Source organism: Bordetella parapertussis (assembly GCF_020735925.1).
In the GTDB taxonomy this organism is placed as follows: domain Bacteria; phylum Pseudomonadota; class Gammaproteobacteria; order Burkholderiales; family Burkholderiaceae_B; genus Bordetella; species Bordetella pertussis.
This window is the reverse complement of the sequence record NZ_CP085971.1, coordinates 4701172-4726713: the sequence shown is the minus strand read 5'-3', so window position 1 is coordinate 4726713 and position 25542 is coordinate 4701172. Positions and strand designations below refer to the sequence as shown.

Sequence of the window (25542 nt, the reverse complement as noted above, 5' to 3'; positions counted from 1 at the left end):
GCGCCTGCTTACCACGACGTGCTGTAGGCGCCCGGAAACTGCCGGGCCACGAACTGCTTGACCTCTTCGGACTGGTACGCCTTGATAAAGCGCGCGATGCGCGGATCGTTCTTGTTGTCTTCACGCGCGGCGATCACCACCACGGCAAACGGCGCTTCCTTGCTCTCCAGGGCCAGCGCGTCGCGCGCCGGCGACAGCCCGGCCGGAATGGCATAGGCCGAATTCACCGCCGCGGCATCCACGTCGGCCAGCGAGTGCGGCAATTACGCCGCCTCGATTTCGAGGAACTTCAGGTTCCTGGGGTTGGCGGCGATGTCGAACAACGACGCGTTGACCGTGACGCCCGGCTTGAGCTCGATCAGGCCGACCGCCTGCAACACCAGCAGGGCGCGCGCGCCATTGGTCGGGTCGTTGGGTATCGCCACCTTGGCGCCCTGCGGCAAGGCGTCCAGCGTCTGGTGACGCCTGGAATACACGCCCATCTGCTGCACCACCGCGCTGGCGACCGGCGCCAGGCGGTAGCCGCGCGCCTTGTTCTGGGCATCCAGGAAGGGCCGGTGCTGGTAGATGTTGAGGTCCAGTTCGCCGGCGTCGAGCGCCGCGTTGGGCTGGATGAAGTCGCTGAACTCGACCAGCGTGACGCGCAGCCCGTCCCTGGCCGCCACGCTCTTGACCACTTCGCCGATCTGCGCATGCGGCCCCACCGTGACCCCGACCTTCAATTCGGCGTCCTGCGCCAGGGCCGGCGCGGTGGCAATACTGAACAGGGCCGCGCAAGCGGCGACGAGATGGCGGATACGCATGGAAAGCTCACGAAGAAGAGGAAAAACGCCGGACGGCAAGGGGCCGATTCTACGAAGCCGTCCTCAAAACGAAAAGCGATGAAAGCGCATATCCAAAGACCATACGGTTATTAGCGTACGGGCCGCCACGGGCGACAATAGCGGTTTTGCCTTGCGCCGTACCTGTCATGTCGTCCCCTGCTGACCTGCATCCCCACGCCCGCGCCCTGCTGGCCGATCATTACGCGGCCATCGACGCCGACCTGCCCGCCCTGCTGGAATTGCTGTTTGCGCGCAGCGCCGGCGAAGACTGGCACAAGGCCGGCACGTTCAAGCACCATCTGCTGGGCGTCTATCGCACGCTGGCGCTGTGGAACCAACCGCGCGAAGTGCGCCTGCTGGGTCTGTTCCACAGCGTGTACGGCAACGAGTACGTGGACCTGACGCTGTTCGACCGTGAGCGCGAGCGCGCCACCTTGCGCCAGTACCTCGGCGAAGAAGCCGAGCAATGGGTGCACCTGTTCTGCGCCATGCCTCGCACCCAGTTCGTGCAGCGCATCCTGGCGGGCGAAGGCCGTGGCGCCACGGGGCTGGCGCTGCAGGGCGCCGACGGCCAGCCGCTGACGCTGACGCCGCGCCAGGTGGCCGCCTTCATCGTGGTGTCGGCGGCCGACGTCGGCGAACAGTGGCATAGCTGGCAGGACGAGATCTTCGCCGGCTATCCCCACCAGGAGCGCCGCGACACCTCGACGCACTGGGCCGCCTCGCTGTGGCCCGGCCCGCTCAAGCCGCCGGCCCGCATCCTGGGCATGCTCTCGCGCCTGCTGCAGCCCTTGTCCACGCTGCCCGCCGGCACCGGTATCCCGACGCCGCCCGCCTTCGGCCACTGCACCGCCGTGCTCGACGCCGGCGACGAGGCGGCCGCCGCCGCGCTGTACTGGCAGGTCATCACGCGCATGCACCCCATGACCGAAATGGACAGCGCGCACCATTTGCTGCAGGCCGCCATCGCCCACAACCCCTGGGTGGCCGAGCCGCGCCTGCTGCTCGCGCAGCTGGCGCTGACCGCGCAGGACTACGACACCGCCCTCGAGCAGGCCGCCGCCGGCCTGGCGGCCTTGCAGGCCTGGGGAACCAGCTGGGACAAGCGCATCGAATGGTCGGGCTGGATGGCCTGGGCGCGCATCCTGCTGCAGAATGCCCGCGACCGCCAATGGCCGGCCACGCTGGGCGGATTGAACGGACTGGGCCTGGTGGGCTAGGGCCGCGGCGCGACTTCCGTCAACGGGTACCGCTCTCCATGCGGGAGAGATACCGTCTTGGCAGTCAACCGTTCGTGTGCCTGTCCCAGCGGGGACAGGCACACCTTGCCGCGGATGTCAGTCCCCACGCGGGACAGGCGCCTCGCATATCGGAATGGGGCAAGCGCCCGTGCGATCAGCTCTCGCGCCGGCCGAACCAACCCCCCACGGTGTAACGGACGCGCGCCCACATGGCGCGCATGCCTATGCCCAGCATGTTGAGCTCGGCGCTAGGCGCGGCGGCCCGCGACGGCGCGCCGCGAGCGGGACGCGCCAGGCTGGCCTGGGCCATGGCCAGCACGGCCTGCGCCTGGCTCAATACCGCCTGCGCCTGCAGCAGCACGGCCTGCGCATCCGGGCTGACCGCGCTGCCCGCGGGCGCGGGCGCGGCCGCGGCCACAGGCGCCGCGGACCCGGGCCGGGCGGGCATGGCGCCAGCCGGTTGCACCGGGCCCTGCTGCGCCTCGCCGCTGAGCGAGCGCGCCAGGTTCTGCTCGAACTGTCCCAGGATCTGCGCGGCCACTTCCGCGATCATGCCGCTGCCGCGCCCGTATTGCGCCACCGCCCCCGACAGCGCCAGCTGGGTATTGACCGTGACGTCCGTGCCGCCATGGGCGGCCGGCGTCAACGCGAAGCTGAACTCGGACTTGGCCGAGCCGCGCCCCTTCGGATCCATGCCCGAACCCTGCAGCCAGGCAGTGTGCGTGGCTTCGTCCTTGCGCACCAGTTCGGCCTGGCCTTCGAAGCCCAGCTTGATCGGCCCCAGGCGCACCGTCACCGAACCCCGGTATTTGTCCGGACCCAGCACTTCGGTCAGGCGCGCGCCGGGCAGGCAGGGCATGATGCGCGGCACATCCAGCATCAACTGCCATGCCTCGTCCAGCGGCAAGGGCACATGGAAGGTGTTAGTGAACTCCATCGACAAACTCCCCTGAATCAGTAGGCGCGGCGGCGCGCGCTTCGGCCTGCGTCAGCAGCTCCAGCAGTCGCACCGGCGTAAGCGGAAACTCGGTCACGCGCACCCCGCAATGGGCCACGGCGTGCTCCACGGCGCCGACCACGGCCGCGGCCACCGGAATGGTGGCGCACTCTCCCACGCCCTTGACGCCCAGCGGGTTCAAGGGGGTGGGAGAGGGCTGGAACACCACCTCGATGGGCGGCACTTCCGGCGCGGTGGGCAGCAGGTATTCGGCAAACGTGGTGCTCAGGGGCTGGCCGGCGGCGTCATAGCCCATCCACTCGAACAAGGCATTGCCGATGCCGTGCACGACCCCGCCGTGCACCTGGCCCTCGGCCAGTTGCGGATTGATGATGCGGCCGCTGTCCTGCGCCGCCACATAGCGCACGATCTCTATGGCCCCGGTGGCGGGGTCGACCTCGACCTCGCATACATGCGAGGCGCCGGCGTAGGTCTGCGCGTCGCAGTGGAAGTACGCGGTGGCGTCCAGCCCGGGATCGCCCGGGCTGACCAGCGCATAGCCCGGCACCCCTTTGCGCAGCATGGCAAGCCGCGCCAGCGACACCGACTGTCCGTCGGGCGCGCGCACTTCGCCATCGGCCAGTTCCAGCGTTTCGGCCTCGGCCTTGAGCACCGCCGCCGCCGTCTCCAGCGCCTGCCGCCGCACCTGGGCGGCGGCCTGGTCGACCGCCGAACCGGCCATGATGGCCTGGCGGCTGGCGAAACCGCCCATGCCGTAGCCCACGTAGGCGGTATCGCCGGCCTGCACCTCGACCGCCGCGACCGGCACGCCCAGGTGCCCGGCGCAGATCTGCGCCAGCGTCGTCTTGATGCCCTGGCCCATGGCCAGGGCGCCGGTGTAGATCGACACCTGGCCCGACGGCTGGACGCGCACGCGCGCCACCTCGAACGGGCCGCGCCCGGTGGGCTTGACGCTGTTTGCCACCGCGATGCCGCGCCAGCGGCCGCGCGCCAGGGCCGCATCGCGCCGCACCGCGAAGCCGTCATAATCGGACGCCTGCAGCGCGCATGCCTACAAGGCGGGAAAATCGCCGCTGTCTATGGTCAGCGGCATTCCCGCGCGCGACTTCAACGGCTTGGTGTAGGGAATCTTGGCCGGGCCGATCAGGTTGCGGCGGCGGCATTCGCCCGGGTCGATGCCCAACTCGGCCGCCACCCTGTCCATCATGCGCTCCATGACGAAGGCCGCCTGCGGATATCCCGCGCCGCGCACCGTGGCCACCGGCACCTTGTTGGTATAGGCCACGCTCACATCGAGCGAGAACGCCGGCACCACGTAGGGGCCGGTCATGGACGAGGCGGCGTTGTACGGCACATTGGTGCCCTGCGGCGTATACGCGCCGTTGTCGTGCACGAAGTTGCCGCGTATGCCGAGCACATGGCCCTGGTCGTCGATGGCCATCGCCACCTTCCAGTACTGGTCGCGCTCCTGGATCGAGGTCGTGAAATGCTCGCGCCGGTCCTCCACCCACTTGACCGGGCGGCCCAGCTTGCGCGCGGCGGCGGGAATCGCCATTTCCTCGGGATAAATCATGAACTTGGCGCCGAACCCGCCGCCCACGTCGGGCGTCACCACGCGCAGGCGGTCCTCGGGCTGGCCCAGCATCAGGGCCAGCGTGTAATGCAGTTCGTGGGCCATCTGGGTCGAGGACCACACGGTCAGCGTGTCGGTGGCGCGGTCCATGCGGGCCAGCACGCCGCGCCCTTCCATGGGATGCGCGCAGCCCCGATGCACCCAGAAATCGTCTTCCAGCACCCGGTGCGCCTGCGCGAAAGCCGTCTCGCAGTCGCCATAGGCCAGCGTGTACTGCTGCAGAATGTTCGACGCGAGCTCGCCGCGCACCAGCGGCGCATCGGGCCGCAACGCATCGCGGCAATCCACCACCGCGCCCAGCACTTCATATTCGATCGCCACCCGCGCCGCCGCGTCCTCGGCGATGTGGCGGCTGTCGGCCACCACCACCGCGATGGCCTCGCCGACGAACGCCACCTCGCGCTCGGCCAGCACGAACGGCGTCGTGTCATCGGGCAGCGCCGCCAGCGGGAACCCCAGCGGCATGCGCCAGGACGTCAACTGGCCGAACAGGTCGCGCGCCCCATAGACCGCGGCCACGCCCGGCACCGCGCGGGCGGCCGACAGGTCGATCGAGACAAGGCGCGCATGGGCATGCGGGCTGCGCACGAAGCAGGCATGCAGCACGCCCTCGACCTCGATATCGTCCAGGAAGCGCGCCTGGCCGCGCAGCAGCGCATCGTCCTCGATACGGGGCGCGCTGCGGCCCAGTCCGGGGCTTGTCGCATCAGTCATGACCGGCCTCCGCGCGCATCAGCTGCGCCGCGCGCAGCACCGCGGCCACGATGTTCTGATACCCGGTGCAGCGGCACAGGTGGCCCGAGAGCACGTCGCGCACCTGCACCTCATCGGGATCAGGGTTGGCCGCCAGCAGCTCGGCCACCGACATCAGGATGCCCGGCGTGCAATAACCGCATTGCAGCGCATGCAGTTCATGGAACGCCTGCTGGATCGGATGCAACGCGTCGTCTTCGCCGGCCAGTCCCTCGATGGTATCGACCCGGCTGTCCTGCGCCTGCACCGCCAGCATCAGGCAACTGCGCGTCGAATAGCCATCGACCAGCACGGTACAGGCGCCGCACACCCCGTGCTCGCAACCGATGTGCGTGCCGGTCAGCCCCAGCTCGCCGCGCAGGAAATCGGCCAGATGCATGCGCGGCTCGGCGCAACCGCCGCATGCGCGCCCGTTGACCGTCAACGAAACGTGCTGCGCAGTGGATTCGGTGATATCGCTCATTCGCTTTCCTTGGCGCGCGCCACCGCCTGCGTGAGGGCGCGCTCGGTCAACACGCGCGCCAGCCGCTGGCGGTACCACGACGGCACATAACTGTCGGCCTTGGCGTCGATGGCGGCGCACAGCGCCGCCGCCCGCGCCAGCGTGGCGGGCTCGGCCGGCTGCCCAAGCAGCGCGGCTTCGGCCTGCGCCATGCGCACGGGTGTGGCCGCCACCCCGCCCAGGGTGATCGAGGCGCGCGCCACGCAGCCGGCGTCGTCGAGCAGCAGCAGCACCGCCACCGACACAATGGCGAAGTCGCCATGGCGGCGCGCGAACTCCACGAAGGCATGGCCATGGCCGGCCGGCCATGGCGTCACCGCCAGGCCGACCAGCATTTCGTCGGGTTCGAGCGCCGGCGTCATGTAGCCGGCCGGAAAATCCGCCATCGCCAGGGTGCGCGTGCCGCGTACGCTGGCCACCGACAGGGTCGCGTCCATGGCCAGCGCCACGGTCGGGATCTCCGCCGACGGATCCAGCTGGCACAGGCTGCCGCCCACCGTGCCGCGGTTACGGGTCTGGCGATGGCCGACCTGCAGCACCGCCTCGCGCCACAGCGGCAAATGCTGCGCCACCAGCGGCGAGAACTCGATCTCGCGCTGGCGCGTCATCGCGCCAATGCAGACTTCGCCCTGCTCGTGGCGGATGTACGCCAGCTCGGGAACCCGGTTGATGTCGATCAGGCAGTCCGGAAACGCGAACCGCATGTTCAGCATCGCCACCAGCGACTGGCCGCCGGCCAGCACGCGCGCATTGTCGTGCTCGCTGAGCAACTGCAGGGCCTGCGGCAACGAAGCAGGCGCGTGATACTGCAAGGCCGGCGCTTTCATGGTTCGGGCTGCCTCTCAGATCTTGGACAAGTCCAGCGAAGAGGCCGCGAACAGCTCCTCGGGCTTGACCAGGCGGCGCGACAGGCCCTGGCCGTAGTGATAGCGCGCGAAGGTCTCTATCACATGGCGATTGGCATCCAGCCCGTACGGCCAGTAATCGTCGCCCATCAGTTCGCGCGCCGCGTTGTAGTGGTGCACCATCCAGGGCAACGTCACGGCCAGGTGGCAGATCTCGTTGAGCTCCTTGACCGCCAGCATCTTGGCCTTGAGGAAGGCCTTGTAGACGCTGACCGGCAGCCAGGGGTTCTGCTCGACCAGGGACCTGCGGATGCCCACCATGTGCATGATGGGGAAGATGCGGGTCTCGCGGAAGTAATCCTGCTCGGTCTTCAGGTAGTCGTTGAACAGGCGACCCACGTTGGGCGCGCCGCGCAGAAAGCACGAGGGAGCCCGCGCACCGATATAGCCATCGATCTCGCCCGCCTCCAGCATGTCCGACAGGGTCTTGTCGTCGGGAATCTGCTGCAGGTCGATACCGTCGGGCAGTTCGATCGGCGCCCGCTCGCCGCGGCCCGGCTCTTCTATGCCGCCCCGGCGCCACTTGATGTCTTGCGGCTTGACGCCATAGGCGTCTTCCAGGATGCCGCGGATCCACACGTTGGCGGTGATCTGGTACTCGGGCACCCCGATGGTCTTGCCGCGCAGGTCCTGCGGCTTGTCGATGCCGCGGTCCGTGCGCACATAAATGCCCGAATGGCGGAACACGCGCGACAGGAACGCCGGAATGGCGATGTATTCGTTGTCGCCGCGAGCCGTGGTCATCATATGACTGCTCATCGAGATCTCGGTGACGTCGTACTCGTGGTAGCGGAAGGCCCGATGAAACGCCTCCTCCGGCTCCAGCGGCACGGCCGTGACCTCGCAGCCCTCGATGGGCGCGCGCCCGTCGAACAAGGCGCGCGTGCGATCGTAGTCGCCGCAGGAACGGCTGATCTTCAGTTTGCTGCTCATGCTTGCATCTCCCAGGGGTCAGTCCACTTTCAGGCCGATCTGCTTGGTCAGCGCCGAAAAGCGGTCGATATCGGTTTCCACCATTTTCTGGAACACTTCCGGGCCGTCGCTGGCGGTGCTGTAGCCCAGGTCGGCCAGTTTCTTCTGCACGTCATCGCGCTGCATCACCTTGGCGATGCCGTCGTACAGCTTCTGGCGCACCGCCATCGGCGTGGCGCCCGGCACCAGCAGGCCGTGCCACTGGTTCAGCTCGTACCCGGCCACGCCCTGCTCGGCCACCGTGGGCACCTCGGGCAGCAGCGCCGAGCGCTCCTTGGAGGTCACCGCCAAGGCCTGCAGCTTGCCTGCCTTGATGAAGGGAATCGCGCTCGAGGCGGTCACCACGGCCAGGCCGATCTGGCTGCCCAGCACGTCGTTGAGCGCCGGCCCGCAGCCCTTGTACGGCACGTGCACCATATGCGTCTTGGCGCTGACGTTGAGCAGCTCGCCGGCCAGATGCTGCGGCGTGCCGTTGCCGCACGAGCCGTAGGTAACCTGGGTGTTGGTCTGCTTGGCCGCGGCCATCAGCTCGCCCAGCGTCTTGTACTTGGAGCCGGCCGGCACCACGAATACCGACGGCACATAGGCCACGTTGATGACGGCGGCGAAGTCCTTCTTCGGATCGAACGGCAGGTTGCGGAACACGCCCGGATTGACGGCGAACGAGCTGTTGACCATCAGCAGCGAATAGCCGTCCGGCGCGCGGTCGGCCACCAGGCGCGCGCCCACGTTGCCGCTGGCGCCCGGCCGGTTCTCGACCACGGCGGTCTGCCCCAGGCTCTCGGTGAGATAGTTGCCGATCAGACGCGCCAGCATATCGGTCCCCCCGCCAGGCGGAAAGGTGACGATGATGTCGAGCGGCTTGTTCGGGAAGTCGCCGGTGGCGGCGAAGGAACCGTTCGCGGCACAGGCGCTGACGCCGACAGCGGCGGCGATGCGGGCGACTTTGGCTAGAAAACAACGGCGTTGCATCTGTATTCCCCTTGTGGCCGCCGCCCGCAGAATGCGGGCGGCTGGATCTTGATCGGAACAACAAACAGCCAGGTGCTTCTATGCTTCTACTCAGTACACTGAATTAATTGCGCATAGTACTGAATAATTGTCCGGTGTCAATATCGGGGGATTCCCTGCCGCGGCTTCTCGCGCTCAGACGCAAACAAGCCTGCCCCACGGGGACAGGCTTCGGTACGGGCGCGGGCGGATACGGGGCGCGCTACATGCCGGCCCAGTGCGGGCCCGGCACTTCGATGTCGAACAGTTCGAGCACGCGCGCCACGGTGTGGTCGACCATCTCTTCGATGGAGGCCGGGCGGTGGTAGAACGCGGGCAGCGGCGGAAAGATGATGCCGCCCATTTCGGTGACGGCGGTCATATTGCGCAAGTGGGCCAGGTTGAACGGCGTTTCGCGCACCATCATGACCAGCCGGCGGCGCTCCTTGAGCGTGACGTCGGCGGCGCGGGTGATGAGATTATCGGACAGGCCGTGCGCCACGGCCGCCAGCGTGCGCATCGAGCACGGCACGATCACCATGCCGGCGGTCTGGAACGCGCCGCTGGCCAGTGTGGCGCCGACATCGCGCACGCTGTGCACGTGGTCGGCCAGCGCCTGGACATCGTGCCGGCCCACGTCCAGTTCGTGCTTGATATTGAGCACGCCCGAAGCCGACACGATCAGGTGCGACTCGACGTCGGACACGCCACGCAGCGCCTGCAGCAGGCGCACGGCGTAGATGGCGCCGGTGGCGCCCGTGATGCCGACGACCAGCCGCCGCATGGACTCAGGCCGTCGCGCCGGAGTCATCGAGCAGCTGCTTGAGCTCGCCGCTTTCGTTCATCTCGGACATGATGTCCGAACCGCCGATGAATTCGCCGCCGACGTACAGCTGCGGAATCGTCGGCCAGTTGGAAAACGTCTTGATGGCCTGGCGGACTTCGTCGTCTTCCAGCACATTGACGGTCACCAGCTTCTTGACGCCGCAGCCTTTCAGGATCTGGATCGCGCGGCCCGAAAAGCCGCATTGCGGAAACTGGGCAGTGCCCTTCATGAACAGCACGACGGGGTGCTGCGTCACGGTTTCGCGGATGAATTCTTGCACGTCGCTCATAGGGGGGCTCGCAAAGGGAAGTAGCTCAACAGCTCAATTATAGGTATCCACCGGAAATCCGCTCGATCCCGGCCAGATCGCGCCGGCTGTGCACCTCGCGCAGCCCGGCCTGCCGCAGCAGCGCCCGTGCCGCCTCGGCCTGGTCCCAGCCGTGTTCCATCCAGATGGCGCCTCCAGGCAGAAGGCGCCCGGGCGCCCCGCCGGCGATGCGCGCCAGCGCCGCCAGCCCATCGTTTTCGTCGGTCAGCGCGCCGCGCGGCTCGAAACGCAGGTCGCCCTGCGCCAGATGCGCGTCCTCGCGCGCGATATAGGGGGGGTTGGAGACGATCAGGTCGTAGCGGTCCTGCGCCGGCAAGGCCTCGTACCAGTCGCCCGCCAGGCAGCGCACCCGCGCGCCCAGCCGCTGCGCGTTACCCTCGGCCACCGCCAGCGCGGCCGCGCTCAGGTCGGTGGCCGTCACCTGGGCCTGCGGGCAACCCAGCGCCACCGACACGGCGATGGCGCCGCTGCCGGTGCCCAGGTCCAGCACGCGCGGCGCGACGCGGCCTTGCAGCCAATGCAGCGCCGTCTCCACCAGCAGCTCGGTATCCGGACGCGGAATCAGTACATCCGGCGTCAGCGCGAACCAATGCCCCATGAACTCGCGCCCGCCCAGCAGATAGGCCATGGGCTCGCCAGCCAGGCGGCGCGCCGCCAGCTGCCGCCAGGCCGCCTCGTGCGCGGGCTCGACCGGGTCGGTATCGTGCGCCAGCAGCCAGGCGCGCGAGCGGCCCAGCACGTGCTCGGCGAGCATGCGCGCCTCCAGCCGGGGCAGGCCCGGGTCGGCCAGCAGGTCCTTGAGCAAGGTCATCGCCCGCGCATCACAGATCGTGGCCCAGCGCCGCCAGTTGCTCGGCCTGGTGCTCGGCCAGCAGCGCGCCGGTCAGCTCGTCCAGGTCGCCTTCCATGATCTGCTGCAGCTTGTACAGCGTCAGGTTGATGCGATGGTCGGTCACGCGGCCCTGCGGATAGTTATAGGTGCGGATGCGCTCGGAGCGGTCGCCCGAGCCGATCAGGCTCTTGCGCTCGGCGGCCTCCTTGCTCTGGCGTTCGCGCATTTCCTTGTCCTTCAGGCGCGCGGCCAGCACCTGCATGGCCTTGTCCTTGTTGCGGTGCTGCGAGCGGTCGTCCTGGCACTCCACCACCAGGCCGGTCGGCACGTGCGTGATGCGCACCGCCGAATCGGTCTTGTTGATGTGCTGCCCGCCCGCCCCGCTGGCGCGGAACGTATCGATGCGCAGATCGCTGGGGTTGATCACGATGTCGGACATCGCGTCGGCCTCGGGCATCACCGCCACCGTGCATGCCGACGTATGGATGCGGCCCTGCGCCTCCGTGGCCGGCACGCGCTGCACGCGATGCGCGCCGGACTCGAACTTCAGCCGGCCATAGGCGCCGTCGCCATCGATGCGCACGATCACTTCCTTGTAGCCGCCCAGCTCCGACTCGCTCTCCGACATGATCTCCACGCGCCAACCCCGCGTTTCCGCGTAGCGCGTATACATGCGCAGCAGGTCGCCGGAGAACAGCGCGCTTTCGTCGCCGCCTGTGCCGGCACGGATTTCCAGGAACAGGCTGCGGCCATCGTCGGGATCGCGCGGCAGCAGCAGCAACTGCAGCGCCGCCTCCATCTCCTCGATGCGCGCGCGGCCGGTCTTGATCTCGTCCTCGGCCATGGCCTTCATGTCGGGATCGGACAGCATCTCCTGCGCGGTGGCCACATCGGCCTCGACGCCCAGGAACGCATTGAACGCCTCGACGACCGGCTCCAGCTCGGCGCGCTCGCGCGACAGCTTGCGAAAACGGTCCATATCGGCCGCCGTTTCCGGCTCGGCCAGCAAGGCGTCGACTTCGATGAGACGGTGGGCCAACTGCTCGAGTCGGCTGCGCATGGACGGTTTCATGGGCGTTCGGTATCAGGAAAGAATGGACACAAGCGGACGCCCGGCGCACGAACGCCCGCCGCGAAGGCGGGGTCTGGCGCGCGCAGCTAACGGCGGGAATCGCGGCCGGGAAACAGGCGCGGCACCCAGGCCAGCAGCTGACGACGTTCGTCGCCCTCGCTGCGGTTGAGCGCGGCCAGCGGGCCATGCAGGTACTTCTGCGTCAGCCCGTGCGCCAGCTGTTCCAGCACGGCCTCGGGCGACTCGCCGCGCGCCAGCATGCGGCGCGCGCGCTCGAGCTCGGCGGCCCGCACGTCGTCGGCGGCCTGATGCAGGTCGCGGATCACGGGCACGACTTCGCGCGACTGCATCCAGTGCATGAAGCCCTGCACGCGCGTCTCGATGATGGCCTCGGCCTGCACCACCGCCGCGCGGCGCGCGTCGGTGCCGCTTTGCACCAGCCGGCCCAGGTCGTCCACCGAATACAGATACACGTCGTCCAGGCGGCCCACTTCGGGCTCGATATCGCGCGGCACCGCCAGGTCGATCATCACCATGGGGCGATGCCGGCGCTGGCGCGTGGCGCGTTCGACCATGCCCAGCCCCAGGATGGGCAGGGAACTGGCCGTACAGGAAACAATGACGTCGAACTCGGCCAGCCGTTCGGTCAGGTCGGCCAGCTTCATGGTCTGGGCAGAGAACCGGCCCGCCAGGGTCTCGGCGCGCTCGATGGTGCGATTGGCCACCACCATGCTGCGCGGGCGCTGGGCCGCGAAGTGCGTGGCGCACAGTTCGATCATCTCGCCGGCGCCGATGAACAGCGTGCGCGCGTCTTCCAGCTGGCCGAACACGCGCTCGGCCAGCCGCACCGCGGCGGCGGCCATCGACACCGAATGCGCGCCGATGGCGGTCTGCGAACGCACTTCCTTGGCCACCGAGAATGTGCGCTGGAACAATTGATGCAGCAGCGTGCCCAGCGCGCCGGCCTCGTTGGCCGCGCGCACCGCGTCTTTCATCTGGCCCAGGATCTGCGGCTCGCCCAGCACCATGGAATCCAGGCCGCTGGCCACGCGGAACGCATGGCGCACGGCATCGTCGTGCTGGTGGCGGTACAGGTGCGGGCGCAAGGCCGCGGCTTCCAGCCGGTTGTGCTCAGCCAGCCAGGCCGGCAGATGCTCGGCCACCTGCCCCTCGGCCGCGCAATAGAGTTCGGTACGATTACAGGTCGACAGGATCGCCGCCTCGCGCACCGCGCCGCCGAACGTCGCGCGCAGGCCTTCCAGCGCGGGCTTGACCAAGTCCACGGGCATGGAAACGCGCTCGCGCACCGAGACCGGGGCGGAGGTGTGATTCAGACCGAAGGCAAGAACGGCGACTGACATGAAAGGCTGGGATGGGCAAGCGCCCGGCGCAAAGCTGCTAATTTTGTAACAGCGACCGCCAAGGATTATACCCCGTACCCCCTGCCCGGCCCCCTATACCCCTGCGGCCGGCGCGCCGGACGCGGCGGTCCCGCCACGGCACCCGGGGTGCGCCGCTTTTGCGCAATCGCTGCGCAAGTGCGCGGCTTTTTTCACACAAGCGGGCGGCGCGCGTGCACGGACTCGAAAAATTGTGTATAGTTGCGGACTTCGTTGGCCTGGTAGCTCAGTCGGTAGAGCAGAGGATTGAAAATCCTTGTGTCGGTGGTTCGATTCCGCCCCAGGCCACCAAGAATTCGATGCCCAGCCCTTGCGCTGGGCATTTTCATTTGTGCGCCAGGGGATTGGGTGAAAAGTCTCGCCCATAACGGTCCCAAGTCGTGCCGCTACATCCCGCGTTTGGCTGTACTCCAACCCGCCCGGCCCATGGACAGTCTGAACCGCCTGGACTACGACATCGAACGCCGGATTAAGACTCCTGCAACTGGCGTATCGTCTCCATAGGCAGGAACAACCTCTGTGCGTTGTTCGGAAGGGCAATAAACCCGTATTTGCGATAGAACTTGGCAGCAGAAGCGTCTTTCGCATCCACAACCATGGCGTAGACGGCCATCACCTGCGTAGCGAGCAGCGTGCGGTGCATGGCATCCATCAACAGGAACTCGCCCAAGCCCGATCCCTGTGCATCGCAATCAACAGCCAAGCGACCAAGCAGGACCGCGGGAACGGGATGGCGCGGCAGCTTCCTGGCCTGCTCCGCTGGCAGCTCATCACGCTGGAAGCTGGTGGCGCTCAAACTGCAATAACCGCAGACCGTAGTGGTTGCGGGCCGCACAGCCACAAAGACACGGGCAATATCTCGCTTGATGTCCTGTGAGGCATGTTCTCGAAGATAGCGGTCAAGCTCGGGAGAACCACACGAGAACGCAGTACGGTCATGCGCCTTGCCATCAAACGCCGAAACCAGCCAGGCCAATGGCACGGCCATCATCCAGCAGCCTTTTGATACTTGGCAAACGCCTTGCGCAGCGCGGCGTTGGGCGCAGGGGGAGCACTCAAGGCGTCATAAAACATTTTCCAGTCTGCGGCCGACAGGGATACGGCTTCATTCTCGCGAATGACCTTTTCGGCTTCGGCCAACGCAGTGGTCAGCACGAACTGGCTCACCGTTTTATGACGGTAGCTGGCCGCGCGTTGCAGCACGGTCTTGGCTTCAGCGTTCAGGCGTACCTGCAGCCGTTCATCTTTTACTTCAGCTGTACCAGACATAGGGAAGCCCTCGGGAATGAGGAATCATTGTACTTCCGAATGGAGTACATAAAAAAGGCCCTCGCAAACGCTGCCCACTCGGTCTTCACACCTGACCCTCAGCTTTGCACAGGGGGGGCGCCAGGGGCTTAGGCCTTGCCGATCCAGCACAGCATGGGTTCCTCGCCCGAGCCATCATGCGCATGACGGCGGCCTTTCTGGATGGACGACCTGCGTTCACGGAACAACAGTCCCGCAGCTTTACGATTTGGCAAGCCGTGATCGAACGCGGCGCACGTGTTCCGCCCGCATCGGCGCGGGGTAGCCGAAGGCCCGGCTATACCTTGTTCAGTTCGGCTTCAAGCGCGGCGCAGGCAGCCATCAGCGCATCGAACGACATGGCATCGCCCACCATCAACTCGTCCGCCAACATGGCCGCATAGTCCTTGGCGAGCGCCGCGCGGGCTTCGCCTTCGGGAACGATCTTCAAATGTCCAGTGGCCGCCGCCATGTAGTCGATGACCTGGCCGACGGCATCCTTCTCCATGAAGAAGCAGGACTTGTGGCGAGCAACGGCCTCGGCCACCGCCCGATCAGTCACGAGGGCGGCGAAGTGCGGACTTCGGGCAATCGCGGCCAGGTCGTGCCAATGCCGCGCGTAGCGTTCGCTGCGGATGCGGCCCTGCGCGCAGAACACATGCGCCGCGGTGGCTTTCTCCCAAAACGTGCGCGCAACACTCATGACCAGCGGCGAAGCGATGGGAAACGAAACCTCGGTCAAACTCTCGGCAATGTCGCACACCACCGGGCATACCTGATGCGGCTCGCCAGTGGCGCGACCGCCGAATTCCAGCGTGACGACAGGCGCCACATAGCCTGTGCCCTGCGTCAAGGCGGGGTAGCGCAGGAACAGCTTGTCTCGGCCTTGTCCGCCAAGTTCAAGCTGGGCGTCCAGCCGTTCATGCGCCAGGGCCGCCTGGATCACGGGCAGCACGGCTCGCGTTATCCAGCCGGGTAGACGATGCCGCACCGCTTGCGTCCATTTGCTTGCCTGGCTGCGGCTGGCCGGCAGTTCGCCGCCCGCGCCGATCAGGTCCGGAATCAGCTTGCGAATGTCATAAGTCAGGTCGATGTCTTCGGAAAAGCGGTCGATGACCTTGTAGACCTTCGACAGCGACGTGCCGCCCTTGAACGTCAAGTCGGCTGCCAGCGGCGAGGCGAACAGCGCGCGTAGCGTCCACACCACCCATATGTCCTTTTCGAACAGATGGGCGGGACGGCCGGTTTCGGCACGGCCGTATTCCAAGACATCGCGTTGATCTGTCTTGCTCAGATCGAAGAAGTATTCATTCACGCGCGGCTTCCTTGCCGATGGCTTGCGCCATCCAGCCCGGCAGCGTCGCCCGCGCCGAGGCCAGTGCCTGCCATTCGGCATGGGGCAGCGTGCGGCGTAGCAATACCAGCGACTCGCCGGCGTGCGCCGGTCCGATCCAGGCCAGGGCGCGCACGGCCGCGCCGGCTGGGCGCGCGCCTAGCGCCAGCATCCATCGCGGCGCGTGCTTCACCAGCACCTCCGAGCGGCCGAGCTTGAGCTTGCGGGTCCGGCCGGAGGTCAGGTAGACCTCGCGTAGCGGCACCTGCTGCGTCAGGCCCAGCGTATTGGCCGCGCTGGCGCCATGCGGCACGACGGTCTCGCCGCTTTGCTCGGCCAGCGCCTGGACGACCTTCTCGGGCGCAGGCGCCCGCGCGCCGAACCGGCTGGCGACCGGCGCCGTATAGGTGCCGCGGGCCACGCGCAGCAGCTTGCCGGCCTTGGCCAGCCGCGAAAACGCCTGGTCCACCGCCGGCCGGCTTCCCAGGTGCAGGAACTCCTTGGGCGACAGCACGCCTCCCTCGGGGAGAGATTGGGCTTGTCGAAGGATGGTCTCGGGCAGCGTGTTCATCGTGGCTCAATATGTCATAAATAATATACCAGTTTCTGACATTCCAGGATTCCACATGCCATTCGTCCGAAGCAGGCACGGGCCCTGGCCCAGGCTGTTCGAGAGTATCAGGGTGGCAGCGGCATTGCGTTTGCCCTGCATGGACCCTGAGACTCAGGAAAATCCACGGTCTTGGCGCCGCAGCCAGGCCAAACCAGTCCGGGGAACATGACATCTTCATTACCATTTGGTCATGAAGCAGGCCGACAAGCACCGCCGGAGACGCCACGCTGCCGCGCCCATGCGCCGTCCAGGCTGGCACGGGCCCCGAGCCTGCACCGCCCTGGAGGGCGGCATGCCGTGTCGCGCGAGCGTTGCCGGACGGCCCATGCGCAAACGTCCCGCGTGCCCGGGCGCTGCTTGAGTACCGGGCCCATGAACATGATCGCCGTGGCGCTGCCATCTTGAGCCGGCTGGCATGGGGTGATACGGTCGTCGGCTGCGATGGCGGCATGGAACGGGCATGGCGCCCGGGACGTGATTCCGCCTGTCTCCGAGGGGCGCGCTCGCTCTCTCCCTTATCTCACCTGGAAATGCATATGTGGCAGTGTCTGCTTATTGAGGATGATCAAGCCAACGCGCGCTATCTCGCCAATGGCCTGACGGAACTGGGGCACATGGTTACCGTCAGCGGGGATGGGGCGAGCGGCCTGGAGAATGCCATGAAGGACCAATGGGACATCATCATCCTGGACCGCATGCTGCCCAATAACGTGGATGGCCTTTCAATACTTTCCACGCTGCGGGCGCTGGGCAAGAAAACGCCGGTCCTGGTGCTCAGCGCGCTGTCGGCTGTCGACGACCGGGTTGACGGTTTACGGGCCGGCGGTGACGACTATCTGGTCAAGCCGTTCTCCTTCTCCGAGCTGGTTGCCAGGCTGGATGCCCTGGTCAGGCGGACGCGCCCCGATCCGGACGTGAAGGAACTTCGGATTGCGGATCTTTCGGTCAATGTCGCCACGCAGAAAGTGCAACGCGCCGGAAGACCAATATCCCTGCAGCCGCAGGAGTTCCGGTTATTGGTCTATCTCATGCTGCACGCTCACCGGATCGTGACGCGAACGATGTTGCTCGAGACGATCTGGGGCTACAGTTTCGACCCGCAGTCGAATGTGATCGATGTCCAGGTCAGCCGGCTGCGCCGCAAGATAGACGCCTCCTGCGCGACACCGCTGATCCACACGATACGCGGCGCCGGCTATACCCTTTCCGACAAGCAGGGATCCGACAACATGGAACTTGGAAAAGAATGATTTGTTTTCTTAGGCGTCTATGGAACTCGATATCCTTTCGCCTGACGCTGAATTATGGATTGCTGGCGATTCTTACCACCTTGATATTGAGCGCATTCATCTACACTCAATTCATAGGCGCTTTGCGTACCGAATATACGCGGCAAATAACATCGACCGCGCAACGCCTGGAGGTGGCGTATGAAGAAGGCGGCCGCAATGCGCTTGCAGCGGCGATCGAGCTGACGCTTTCGGATCGGATCGACGCCGACCGGGAGATCTACCTGCTTCTCGATGAGCACGGCAGGAAGATTGCCGGGAACCTGGATGCGTCCCTGCCACTCAACTCGACGCGTCCGGACGTCTACGAGGCCGACGTCATCCACGATGGCATGCCTACGCGCGGACACCTGAAGGTCCTGCCCCTGGCCGACGGAGAAACATTGGTGGTGGGGCATGACTCGAGCGAGATAGGCGATATCACCTCGTTGATCGGGCAGGCGACGGCCACGGCAATTCTGCTGGCCGTACTGCTGGTGCTGCTGGGGACGTACATATTCAGGAGAGAGCTGGCGCACCGTGTCAGCCATATCCGGCAGACGACGCAGCTGATTGGCGCGGGCCAGCTCTCCAAGCGCATCTCGGCGCCCACAGGCGAAGACGAGTTCACCTTGCTCAACCGCGATGTCAACGCGATGCTGGACCGGATCGAGCTGTTGATGAAAAGCGCCAGGCACATATCCGATACCATTGCGCACAACCTTCGAACGCCGTTGACGCGCATCATCGGCGCGCTGCGAGCCGCGCAGCGGCCTGGCGTGTCCATGACGGACGTGCTGGAGGCCAACCAGCATGCCATCGAAAGCATCGAACGTCTCAATGTCTTGCTGGAAAAGCTGCTGCAGATTGCCGAGCTGGAAGCCGGCATACAACGCCGCTCCTTCAGGCCTTGCGAGCTTGACGTCATCGTTGCGGACGTGCTGGAAATGTACGGGACATTGGCGGAAGAGAAAGGCGTCTCGCTACTTCGCGCGAAGCTGGATAACGTTACGCTGCATGGCGACGCGAACTTGCTCGCCAGCGCGCTTGCCAATCTGATCGACAACGCGGTGAAGTTCGCCGCCAGCCGGGTCGTGGTCGACGTGACCAGGCAGAACCGTACCGCACTTGTTACCATCACGGACGATGGCGCCGGGCTCCCACCCGCCGAGTATGAGCATCTGGGCAAGCATTTTTATCGCTCGGATCCATCCTCGGAAGGCCATGGCCTGGGCTTGACCAGCGTCAAGAGCATCGTCGGCCTGCATGTCGGCACGCTTGGTTTTTCCGATGCCCGACCAGGGCTGCGGGTAACCGTGTCGCTGCCGCTGGACCCAAAGTCAAAGCCCTAAGACTCGCACAGCATGCGAGCCAGGCTCAAGGCGTGATGGCCGGCTGAAGACAGCCGGCCATCACGCGCTCCCGCAGCGGATCAGGTCGACCCGGAAGCTGGAGCCATGCGCGCGGCGGGCCGCTGCCGCAGGCTGCTCCACATGCCCCACGCCAGCAAGAATACCGTCAGGAGCAGCACCCACATGCTGATCGGACGCTCGATAAAGGTCTGGAGGCTACCCCGTGAAAGCAGCATGGCGCGCCGGAAGTTCTCCTCCAGCATCGGGCCCAGTACATAGCCGAGCAGCAGCGGCGCGGGCTCGAAGCCGAGCACCCGCAGTATGTAGCCGGCGATGCCGAACACCAGAACCGCGTAGACGTCGAAGACGTTGTTGTTGACCGCATAGGTGCCGATGCAGATGAACATCACGATCGCCGGATAGAGGACGTGATAGGGAATCGTCAACACACGGACCCACAGGCCGATCATCGGCACGTTCAGGATCACCAGGACGATGTTGCCGATCCAGAAACTCATCACCAGGCCCCAGAACATCTCGGGCTGCTCGGTCAGCATTTGCGGGCCGGGCTGGATGCCGTGGATCATGAGCGCGCCGATGATCAAGGCCATCGTCACGCTGCCGGGAATCCCGAGCGTCATCGTCGGGATGAAGGATGCCTGGTCTGACGCGTTGTTGGCCGACTCCGGGGCCATGATGCCCTCGATCGCGCCGCGGCCGAAGCGCTCGGGCGTCTTGGAGGTGCGCTTCTCGAGCGCATAGGCCATGAAGGCCGCCACGGTGGGCCCCACGCCGGGCAGCACGCCGAAGAACGAGCCCAATCCCGATCCGCGGGCCATCGGCCCCCAGGAACGCTTCATCTCGTCACGGGTCGGCAGCATGGCCTTCATCGAGACGTCGATCTTGCGATCGGCCGCCTTGACATGGTTGATGCTGGCGATGATCTCGGTGACCCCAAACAGGCCCATGGCCAGCGCGACGATCTGCACGCCATCCTGGAGCTCGGGAAATCCGAAATCGAAGCGCGCCACGCCGGAATTGACATCGGTGCCGACCAGGCCCAGCATCACGCCGCCGACGACCATGGTGATGCCCTTGATCGCGGAACCGGACGACACCACGGACGCCGCCACCAGGCCCAGCGCCATGATCGAGAAGTACTCGGCGGGACCGAACTTGAACGCGACCTCGGCGACGAGCGGGGAGAACAGCATCATCATGACGATGCCGACGCTGGCGCCAAAGAAGGAAGCAACGGTCGTCATCAGAAGCGCGACACCGCCACGCCCCTGCTTGGCCATCGGAAACCCATCCAGGCACGTGACCGCATTGGCCGGCGTTCCCGGAAGATTCAACAGGATCGAGGCTGTCGATCCGCCGTAGGTGCTGCCATACCAGATGCCAGCCAGCATGATCAACGCGGCGGTAGGTTCCAGCACGTAGGTGATCGGAAACAGCAGCGACATGGTCGCCAGGGTCCCGACGCCCGGGATCACGCCGATCAACGTGCCGAGCGATACGCCGATGATGCACCAGAGAAGGTTGTTCCAGGCGAGCGCGGTCGACAGACCGAGCATGATGTTGTCAAACAGTTCCATCTTTTTCTTCTCTTACCAGGGCCAGGCGAAGGCCGGAAGGATGACTCCCAGGCCGACTTTGAAGATCAGGGTCGCGCCGACGGAGAGCCCCCCGGCCAGTAGCAGCGAATTCCTCAAGGACAGTTTGCAATCCGAGATGCCGGCGAGGACACTCTGCGCGATGATCGCGGGCACCAGGCCGAACGAAAGCACCAGCAGCGCGAAAGCAAGCACCGAAAGGCTGACCCAGAACAGCGGCCTGATTTCGAGGACGGGCATGGGTCCCGCACGCAGCAGCGCGGGGATCAGGATCATGACGCCGCACAGCATCAACAGGCCGCCTACGAGGGCGGGAAAGTAGCCTGGCCCCATTCGGGCAGCCGTGCCGACAGAGAATGCGGTCAACGAGTGGTACATCGCCGCAGCCCCCGCAAGCGTGACCAGTCCGCCACCGATCAAATCCCGGTAGTCGACTCTACGCATGCAATTGTCTCCTTGGATATTGTCGAATACAGCTCCGGTCTGATATGCGGAGCTTGGACGGCAGATGGTCCGTGAGGCAGCTCCCGTGCGTCAAGTTACCTTTTCCTGACATTTTGGTAATGTCCAGGCCCTGCATATGCGCGGCCACCAATCTCCGCGCATTCCGAGGACTGGATATGCGGCGTGATCCTGCGGGCCATTGCCTTGACCTCACCGGAATGCGCTGCGCGCCGGCGCCAACGCGAAGCCACGCCGATCGGCATCCCGCGTTGGACGCAGGGCCGATGTGAATGAATGCCGACGCGTGGCAGCATGCGCCACGCGCATGCTGCCGCTAGGCCTGGCCGGGTTGCGTCCTCGCGGGATTCCAGCCCAGCAGGTTGTAGACGTGGTAGCGCACGATGCCCAGGTATTCGTGCAGCGCGAAATCCGCGACGGCGAAGTTGTACGAAAGCGGGACCACGGACCGCCGCGCGTGCAGGTAATCGGCGCGCACCGGCGTGGCCGCAACGCCGAAATACGCGAAGTAAAGCGCGCTGCGTTTCAGGTGGATGCCCGAGGACACCAGCACGACACGGTCGGCGTCGTAGCGCCGCAATACGGCGCTGGTGAACTGGGCGTTCTGCCAGGTGTTCATGCTGCCGGGCTCGGGCAGCACATCGGCGGCATCCACGCCCAGCGCGACCAGCGGATCGCGGTAGACGTTGGCTTCGGCGTCGCCGTGGTACGCGGCGTCGCCGCCGCTCGCGATCAGCTTGCACTGTGCCGCTGCCTTCCTGCAATCGTGGTAGCGCCGCGCGGCCTCGACGATGCGCGCATAGGAAAAAATGCCGGGCTCGATCCTGCCCGCGGCTTGTTCCGTGCCGGCGCCCAACAGCACGATGGCGTTGCGCTGGCCCCATGCGATGGGCGGCTTTGCCTGGTAGTCCGATTGCAGGCCATCCAGCAGCCATGCGGCGATGGGACCGCAACCCAGCGCGAGGAACAGCACCAGCGACAGGCCGTAGAGCATTCTGCTGGCGCGGCGCCATTGGCGCCAGGCGAGACCGGCGGCAAGCAAGACCAATACGATGAGTAGCAGGACCGTCATCCGAACCCCTCCATTGAACGAGGCGACAGGCCGAAACCCTACGATATGCGGCGGCGCAACGCCAGCCCCCCCTGGCAGGATGGCGCAGGCCGATATGCCGTGCGGTATCGAAGGAGGCGGGCGAGGAGGTTTCCTGAGCCTGGCGGCGACATTCCGAGATCGCAGCGGCACGCCTGGCGCAGGCCGGTCCGCCATCCCTCACGCTGGATCAGGGCGACCGGCCCGGCCGCAAGCGCCATCGCCGATCGGCTACCTGCCCTCTTCCCACGCCACCTTGGGCCGGCGCTGCAGCCACCAGCCGTACTGCGCCGGCCAGGCGCTGTAGTCGCGGTCGGCGCCCAGCGCCTGGCGCGCGTGCAGGGGCCAATTGGGGTTCTGCAGGGCTTCGCGCCCGATGGCGATGAGGTCGGCCTGCTCCTGTCGGAGAATGGCCTCGGCCTGCGCGGGCTCGACGATCAGGCCCACGGCGATGGTGGCGATGCCGGCCTCCTGCCTGACGGCGTGGGCGAACGGCACCTGGAAGCCGGGGCCGCGCTTGACGGCCTGCGGACCCTTGCCGGCGGTGGCCGAGCCCTGGATGCCGCCGGACGAGCAGTCGACCAGGTCCACGCCCAGGGCCTTCAGCTCGCGGGCGAACACGATGCTGTCGGCCAGTTGCCAGCCGTGCTCGACGCCGTCGACGGCCGAGATGCGCACCGACAGCGGCACCTCGTCCGGCAGCGCCGCCCGTACGGCGGCGACGACTTCGAGCGGAAAGCGCATGCGATTCTCGAGCGAACCGCCGTACAGGTCTTCGCGCTGGTTGGAGATCGGCGACAGAAAGCTGTGCAGCAGATAGCCATGCGCGGCATGGACCTCGACGAAGCGGTAGCCGGCTTGCACGGCCCGCGCCGCGGCCGCGCGGAAGCTGTCGACCAGGCCGGCCAGTTCGCGCTGCGCCAGTTGCCGGGGCGCCGGCCAGCCATCCTGGATGGGCAGCGCCGACGCGCCCACGGCCTGCCAGGCCTCATCGGACGAGTCCAGCGCCAGCGGCCGGCCGCCCTCCCAGGGCCGCTGCATGCTGGCCTTGCGGCCGGCATGGCCGATCTGGATGGCGGGCACGACGCCGTGTGCCTCGATGATGCGCGCCAGCTCGGCCAGTCCGGCGATCTGCTCGTCGCTCCAGATGCCGAGGTCGCCCGGCGTGCCGCGCCCATCGCGCGTTACCGCCGCCACTTCCAGCATGACGCTGCCCGGGTAGCCGCGCGCCATGCCGGCGACGTGATAACCGTGCCAGTCCTGCACCACGCCGTCGACGGCGGAGTACTGGCTCATGGGCGAAATGAGCACCCGGTTGGGCAATACGACGCCGCGCAAGGACAACGGCGCAAACAGCTTGGTGTTCTCGGCTTCCTGGTTCATGCCTTGCAGCCCCTTTCAGGCGATGGATTTGTTCGACGTCATACCGCCGTCGATGGTGACGATGACTCCCGAAGTGTAGGCCGAACGCGGCGAAGCCAGGAAGACGAACAGGTCCGCCACCTCCTGTACGCTGGCGGCCCGCCCCAGCGGCAGCCTGGCCAGCAGCTCGGTGTAGCGTTCCGCGTCGCCGTACAGCTCGCGCGCGCGGCCGCGCATCAGCGTCTCGATGCGGGCGGTGGCCACGGGACCGGGGTTCACGCCCACGACGCGGATGCCGTCGCGCAGGCTCTTGCCGCCCAGCGCCCGGGTGAAGGCCATGAGGGCGGCGTTGCCGGCGGTGCCGGCGATGTAGTCGAAATCGTAGTTCTCGCCGCCGCTGCCGATATTGTTCAGGATCACGCCATGCCCGCGCTCGCGCATGCGCCGGTAGAACGCCCGCGTGACGTCGACATAGCCCATCACCTTCAGTTCCCAGCCGGCGCGCCAGCGCTGCGCGTCCACGCTCCAGAGGTCGCCGCCCGGGATGCCGCCGGCGTTGTTGACCAGGATATCGACCGCGCCGTACGAGGCGGCCAGTTGCTCGACGCTGTCGAGCCGGGTGAGGTCCATGGCCTGCACCTCGATGCCGACGTCGTGGCGCGCCAGCAGCTCGGCGCGTAATGCCTGCAGCTTCTCGTGCGAGCGCGCCACGAGCACCAGCGCGCACCCTTCGCCGGCGAAGGCGTGGGCCAGCCCCGCGCCGATGCCTTGCGAGGCGCCGGTGATGAGCACCGATTTGCCCGCCAACCGCATGTCCATGCCTGCTCTCCTTGTTGCGATGCGCGGCCGGCAATCAGAGCCGGCAGTCGAGCACGACCAGGTGGCTGCTCAGTTCCATGACCCGCTGCTTGAGCGGAACATGGATGGCGGCGCGCTGGTAGTGTTCGTGCGCGGCGGCGTCGACGAAGTCGCCGACGAAGGCGTGGGTATACGCAAGGCCGCGGTCGGCCTCGTTGGCGACGAAGCGCAGGTCGATCACGCCGGGCAGCTCGCGCCGTATCGCGGCGCACGCCTGCACCATGTAATCGTGATCCTGCGTGGTCAACGGCTGCTTGAAGCCGAGCATGACGATGTGGCGAAACATGCAGTCTCCGGTGCCGGTCAGGAAATGGTGAGGCCGCCGTCGACCGCCAGGATATGGCCGGTGGTCGACTTCGATTCGTCGCTGGCGAGGTACAGCGCCGCGTGGGCGATGTCCTCGGGCTGCACCAGGCCGAACAGCTGGCCGTCCAGCGATTTGGAGGTGACGCCATCCTCCTGGAGCAGCTTGAGCACCCGCTCGGTCGCCGTGGCGCCGGGCGCCACGGCGTTCACGCGTATCCGATGTTGCGCGTACTCGACCGCCATCGAGCGCGTCAACGCGCTGACCGCGCCCTTGGCCGCGGTGTAGGCATCCTTGCCATGGGTGCCGATGAGGGCAAAGATCGACGTGCTGTTGATCACCGCCCCGCCGTGGCCGGCGTCGATCATGGCCTGGATGCCGTAACGGCAGCCCAGCCAGGTGCCGAACAGGTCCAGCTTCATCTTGGCCCAGAATTCCTCGACGGGCGTATCGGTCACGCGGGAGTCCCGCACCGTGGAGCCGCCGGCGTTGTTGTAGAGCACGTCGAAGCGCCCATACTCGGCCACGGTGCGCGCAACCGCCTGCTCGACGCTGTCGGCCTCGGTGACGTCGGTCGGCACGAACAGGGCGCGCGGCCCGCCCTGCCCGGCGATCAGTTCGACGGTCTGCCGGCCGGCGTCCGCGTCGCGCTCGGCGATTACCACCCGGGCGCCCTCGCGGGCGAACAACAGCGCGCTGGCGCGGCCGATGCCGGCGCCGCCGCCCGTGATGAAAACGACTTTCCCTTCCAGACGATTCAT

24 protein-coding genes, 1 tRNA gene and 2 pseudogenes are annotated in these 25542 nt (G+C 66.6%); 4 read left to right on the top strand and 23 right to left on the bottom strand.

Features of this window, described 5'->3' with window-relative positions; translation table 11 throughout:
• Positions 1–8: 8 nt before the first annotated feature.
• A pseudogene (locus LK409_RS22390) lies at positions 9–803 on the bottom strand (MetQ/NlpA family ABC transporter substrate-binding protein).
• Between the two features lie 167 nt (positions 804–970).
• On the opposite strand from LK409_RS22390, the gene LK409_RS22385 reads away from it, so the two are divergent.
• Positions 971–2044, top strand: a complete 1074-nt coding sequence (locus LK409_RS22385) for a DUF6817 domain-containing protein (RefSeq protein WP_041937084.1) — start codon at positions 971–973, stop codon at positions 2042–2044.
• Between the two features lie 175 nt (positions 2045–2219).
• Here LK409_RS22385 and LK409_RS22380 read toward each other — a convergent pair whose 3' ends face one another.
• The 11 genes and pseudogenes from LK409_RS22380 to hemA form a co-directional block, all read right to left on the bottom strand.
• A complete protein-coding gene (locus LK409_RS22380) occupies positions 2220–3002 on the bottom strand; it encodes an SRPBCC family protein (protein ID WP_041937083.1) in 783 nt (260 codons plus the stop codon).
• A pseudogene (locus LK409_RS22375) lies at positions 2989–5370 on the bottom strand (xanthine dehydrogenase family protein molybdopterin-binding subunit). The gene LK409_RS22380 and the pseudogene LK409_RS22375 overlap by 14 nt, the downstream one beginning before the upstream one ends.
• Positions 5363–5872, bottom strand: coding sequence for a (2Fe-2S)-binding protein (locus LK409_RS22370; RefSeq protein ID WP_010927446.1), 510 nt, complete (start codon positions 5870–5872; stop codon positions 5363–5365). The pseudogene LK409_RS22375 and the gene LK409_RS22370 overlap by 8 nt, the downstream one beginning before the upstream one ends.
• The gene (locus LK409_RS22365; protein ID WP_003807629.1) at positions 5869–6738 is read right to left on the bottom strand and encodes an FAD binding domain-containing protein; all 870 of its coding nucleotides are present in this window, start codon (positions 6736–6738) and stop codon (positions 5869–5871) included. Before LK409_RS22365 ends, LK409_RS22370 begins: the two co-directional genes overlap by 4 nt.
• A 15-nt stretch (positions 6739–6753) precedes the next feature.
• Positions 6754–7749 carry an ABC transporter substrate-binding protein gene (locus LK409_RS22360; protein WP_010927445.1) on the bottom strand — a complete coding sequence of 332 codons (996 nt, stop codon included), beginning with the start codon at positions 7747–7749 and terminating at the stop codon, positions 6754–6756.
• Positions 7750–7767: 18 nt separating this feature from the next.
• Positions 7768–8760 carry a tripartite tricarboxylate transporter substrate binding protein gene (locus LK409_RS22355; RefSeq protein WP_010927444.1) on the bottom strand — a complete coding sequence of 331 codons (993 nt, stop codon included), beginning with the start codon at positions 8758–8760 and terminating at the stop codon, positions 7768–7770.
• A gap of 241 nt (positions 8761–9001) precedes the next feature.
• On the bottom strand, positions 9002–9562 hold the full coding sequence (locus tag LK409_RS22350) for a UbiX family flavin prenyltransferase (protein WP_003807624.1): 561 nt from the start codon (positions 9560–9562) through the stop codon (positions 9002–9004).
• Between the two features lie 4 nt (positions 9563–9566).
• The gene (gene grxD, locus LK409_RS22345; RefSeq protein ID WP_003807622.1) at positions 9567–9893 is read right to left on the bottom strand and encodes a Grx4 family monothiol glutaredoxin; all 327 of its coding nucleotides are present in this window, start codon (positions 9891–9893) and stop codon (positions 9567–9569) included.
• A 37-nt stretch (positions 9894–9930) separates the two neighbouring features.
• The gene (gene prmC / locus LK409_RS22340; protein ID WP_010927443.1) at positions 9931–10743 is read right to left on the bottom strand and encodes a peptide chain release factor N(5)-glutamine methyltransferase; all 813 of its coding nucleotides are present in this window, start codon (positions 10741–10743) and stop codon (positions 9931–9933) included.
• A gap of 10 nt (positions 10744–10753) precedes the next feature.
• Positions 10754–11836: a peptide chain release factor 1 gene (prfA, locus tag LK409_RS22335; protein WP_010927442.1), complete on the bottom strand. Its 1083-nt coding sequence runs from the start codon at positions 11834–11836 to the stop codon at positions 10754–10756.
• Between the two features lie 86 nt (positions 11837–11922).
• A complete protein-coding gene (hemA, locus tag LK409_RS22330; RefSeq protein WP_003807616.1) occupies positions 11923–13197 on the bottom strand; it encodes a glutamyl-tRNA reductase in 1275 nt (424 codons plus the stop codon).
• Positions 13198–13451: 254 nt separating this feature from the next.
• On the opposite strand from hemA, the gene LK409_RS22325 reads away from it, so the two are divergent.
• Positions 13452–13527: transfer RNA gene (locus LK409_RS22325), tRNA-Phe, on the top strand.
• A gap of 178 nt (positions 13528–13705) precedes the next feature.
• On the opposite strand, the gene LK409_RS22320 is transcribed toward LK409_RS22325, so the two are convergent.
• From LK409_RS22320 to LK409_RS22305, 4 genes are all read right to left on the bottom strand, one after another.
• A complete protein-coding gene (locus tag LK409_RS22320; RefSeq protein WP_010927441.1) occupies positions 13706–14227 on the bottom strand; it encodes a GNAT family N-acetyltransferase in 522 nt (173 codons plus the stop codon).
• A complete protein-coding gene (locus tag LK409_RS22315; RefSeq protein WP_010927440.1) occupies positions 14224–14505 on the bottom strand; it encodes a type II toxin-antitoxin system TacA family antitoxin in 282 nt (93 codons plus the stop codon). The genes LK409_RS22320 and LK409_RS22315 overlap by 4 nt, the downstream gene beginning before the upstream one ends.
• Before the next feature lie 316 nt (positions 14506–14821).
• On the bottom strand, positions 14822–15838 hold the full coding sequence (locus LK409_RS22310) for a nucleotidyl transferase AbiEii/AbiGii toxin family protein (RefSeq protein WP_010927439.1): 1017 nt from the start codon (positions 15836–15838) through the stop codon (positions 14822–14824).
• Positions 15831–16427 (bottom strand): DUF6088 family protein, encoded by a 597-nt coding sequence (locus LK409_RS22305; protein WP_010927438.1) that lies wholly within the window; start codon positions 16425–16427, stop codon positions 15831–15833. The genes LK409_RS22310 and LK409_RS22305 overlap by 8 nt, the downstream gene beginning before the upstream one ends.
• A gap of 578 nt (positions 16428–17005) precedes the next feature.
• Between LK409_RS22305 and LK409_RS22300 the strand changes: the two genes are divergently transcribed.
• A complete protein-coding gene (locus tag LK409_RS22300) occupies positions 17006–17719 on the top strand; it encodes a response regulator transcription factor (RefSeq protein WP_010927437.1) in 714 nt (237 codons plus the stop codon).
• Positions 17716–19089: a sensor histidine kinase gene (locus tag LK409_RS22295; RefSeq protein WP_010927436.1), complete on the top strand. Its 1374-nt coding sequence runs from the start codon at positions 17716–17718 to the stop codon at positions 19087–19089. Before LK409_RS22300 ends, LK409_RS22295 begins: the two co-directional genes overlap by 4 nt.
• Positions 19090–19169: 80 nt before the next feature.
• Here the strand turns inward: LK409_RS22295 and LK409_RS22290 are convergent, their stop codons facing one another.
• The 7 genes from LK409_RS22290 to LK409_RS22260 all read right to left on the bottom strand — a co-directional run bounded on the left by LK409_RS22290 (position 19170) and on the right by LK409_RS22260 (position 25542).
• Positions 19170–20687, bottom strand: a complete 1518-nt coding sequence (locus tag LK409_RS22290) for a tripartite tricarboxylate transporter permease (protein ID WP_010925786.1) — start codon at positions 20685–20687, stop codon at positions 19170–19172.
• A gap of 12 nt (positions 20688–20699) precedes the next feature.
• Entirely contained in the window at positions 20700–21149 is a 450-nt protein-coding gene (locus LK409_RS22285) for a tripartite tricarboxylate transporter TctB family protein (protein WP_003807599.1), read from the bottom strand.
• A gap of 334 nt (positions 21150–21483) precedes the next feature.
• On the bottom strand, positions 21484–22239 hold the full coding sequence (locus LK409_RS22280) for a YdcF family protein (protein ID WP_010927435.1): 756 nt from the start codon (positions 22237–22239) through the stop codon (positions 21484–21486).
• Between the two features lie 249 nt (positions 22240–22488).
• Complete coding sequence (locus LK409_RS22275) at positions 22489–23640, bottom strand: NADH:flavin oxidoreductase/NADH oxidase (protein WP_010927434.1); 1152 nt, start codon at positions 23638–23640, stop codon at positions 22489–22491.
• Positions 23641–23655: 15 nt separating this feature from the next.
• Entirely contained in the window at positions 23656–24438 is a 783-nt protein-coding gene (locus tag LK409_RS22270) for an SDR family oxidoreductase (RefSeq protein ID WP_010927433.1), read from the bottom strand.
• A 34-nt stretch (positions 24439–24472) separates the two neighbouring features.
• Entirely contained in the window at positions 24473–24763 is a 291-nt protein-coding gene (locus LK409_RS22265; RefSeq protein WP_003807590.1) for a Dabb family protein, read from the bottom strand.
• A 17-nt stretch (positions 24764–24780) separates the two neighbouring features.
• Positions 24781–25542: an SDR family NAD(P)-dependent oxidoreductase gene (locus LK409_RS22260; protein WP_003807589.1), complete on the bottom strand. Its 762-nt coding sequence runs from the start codon at positions 25540–25542 to the stop codon at positions 24781–24783.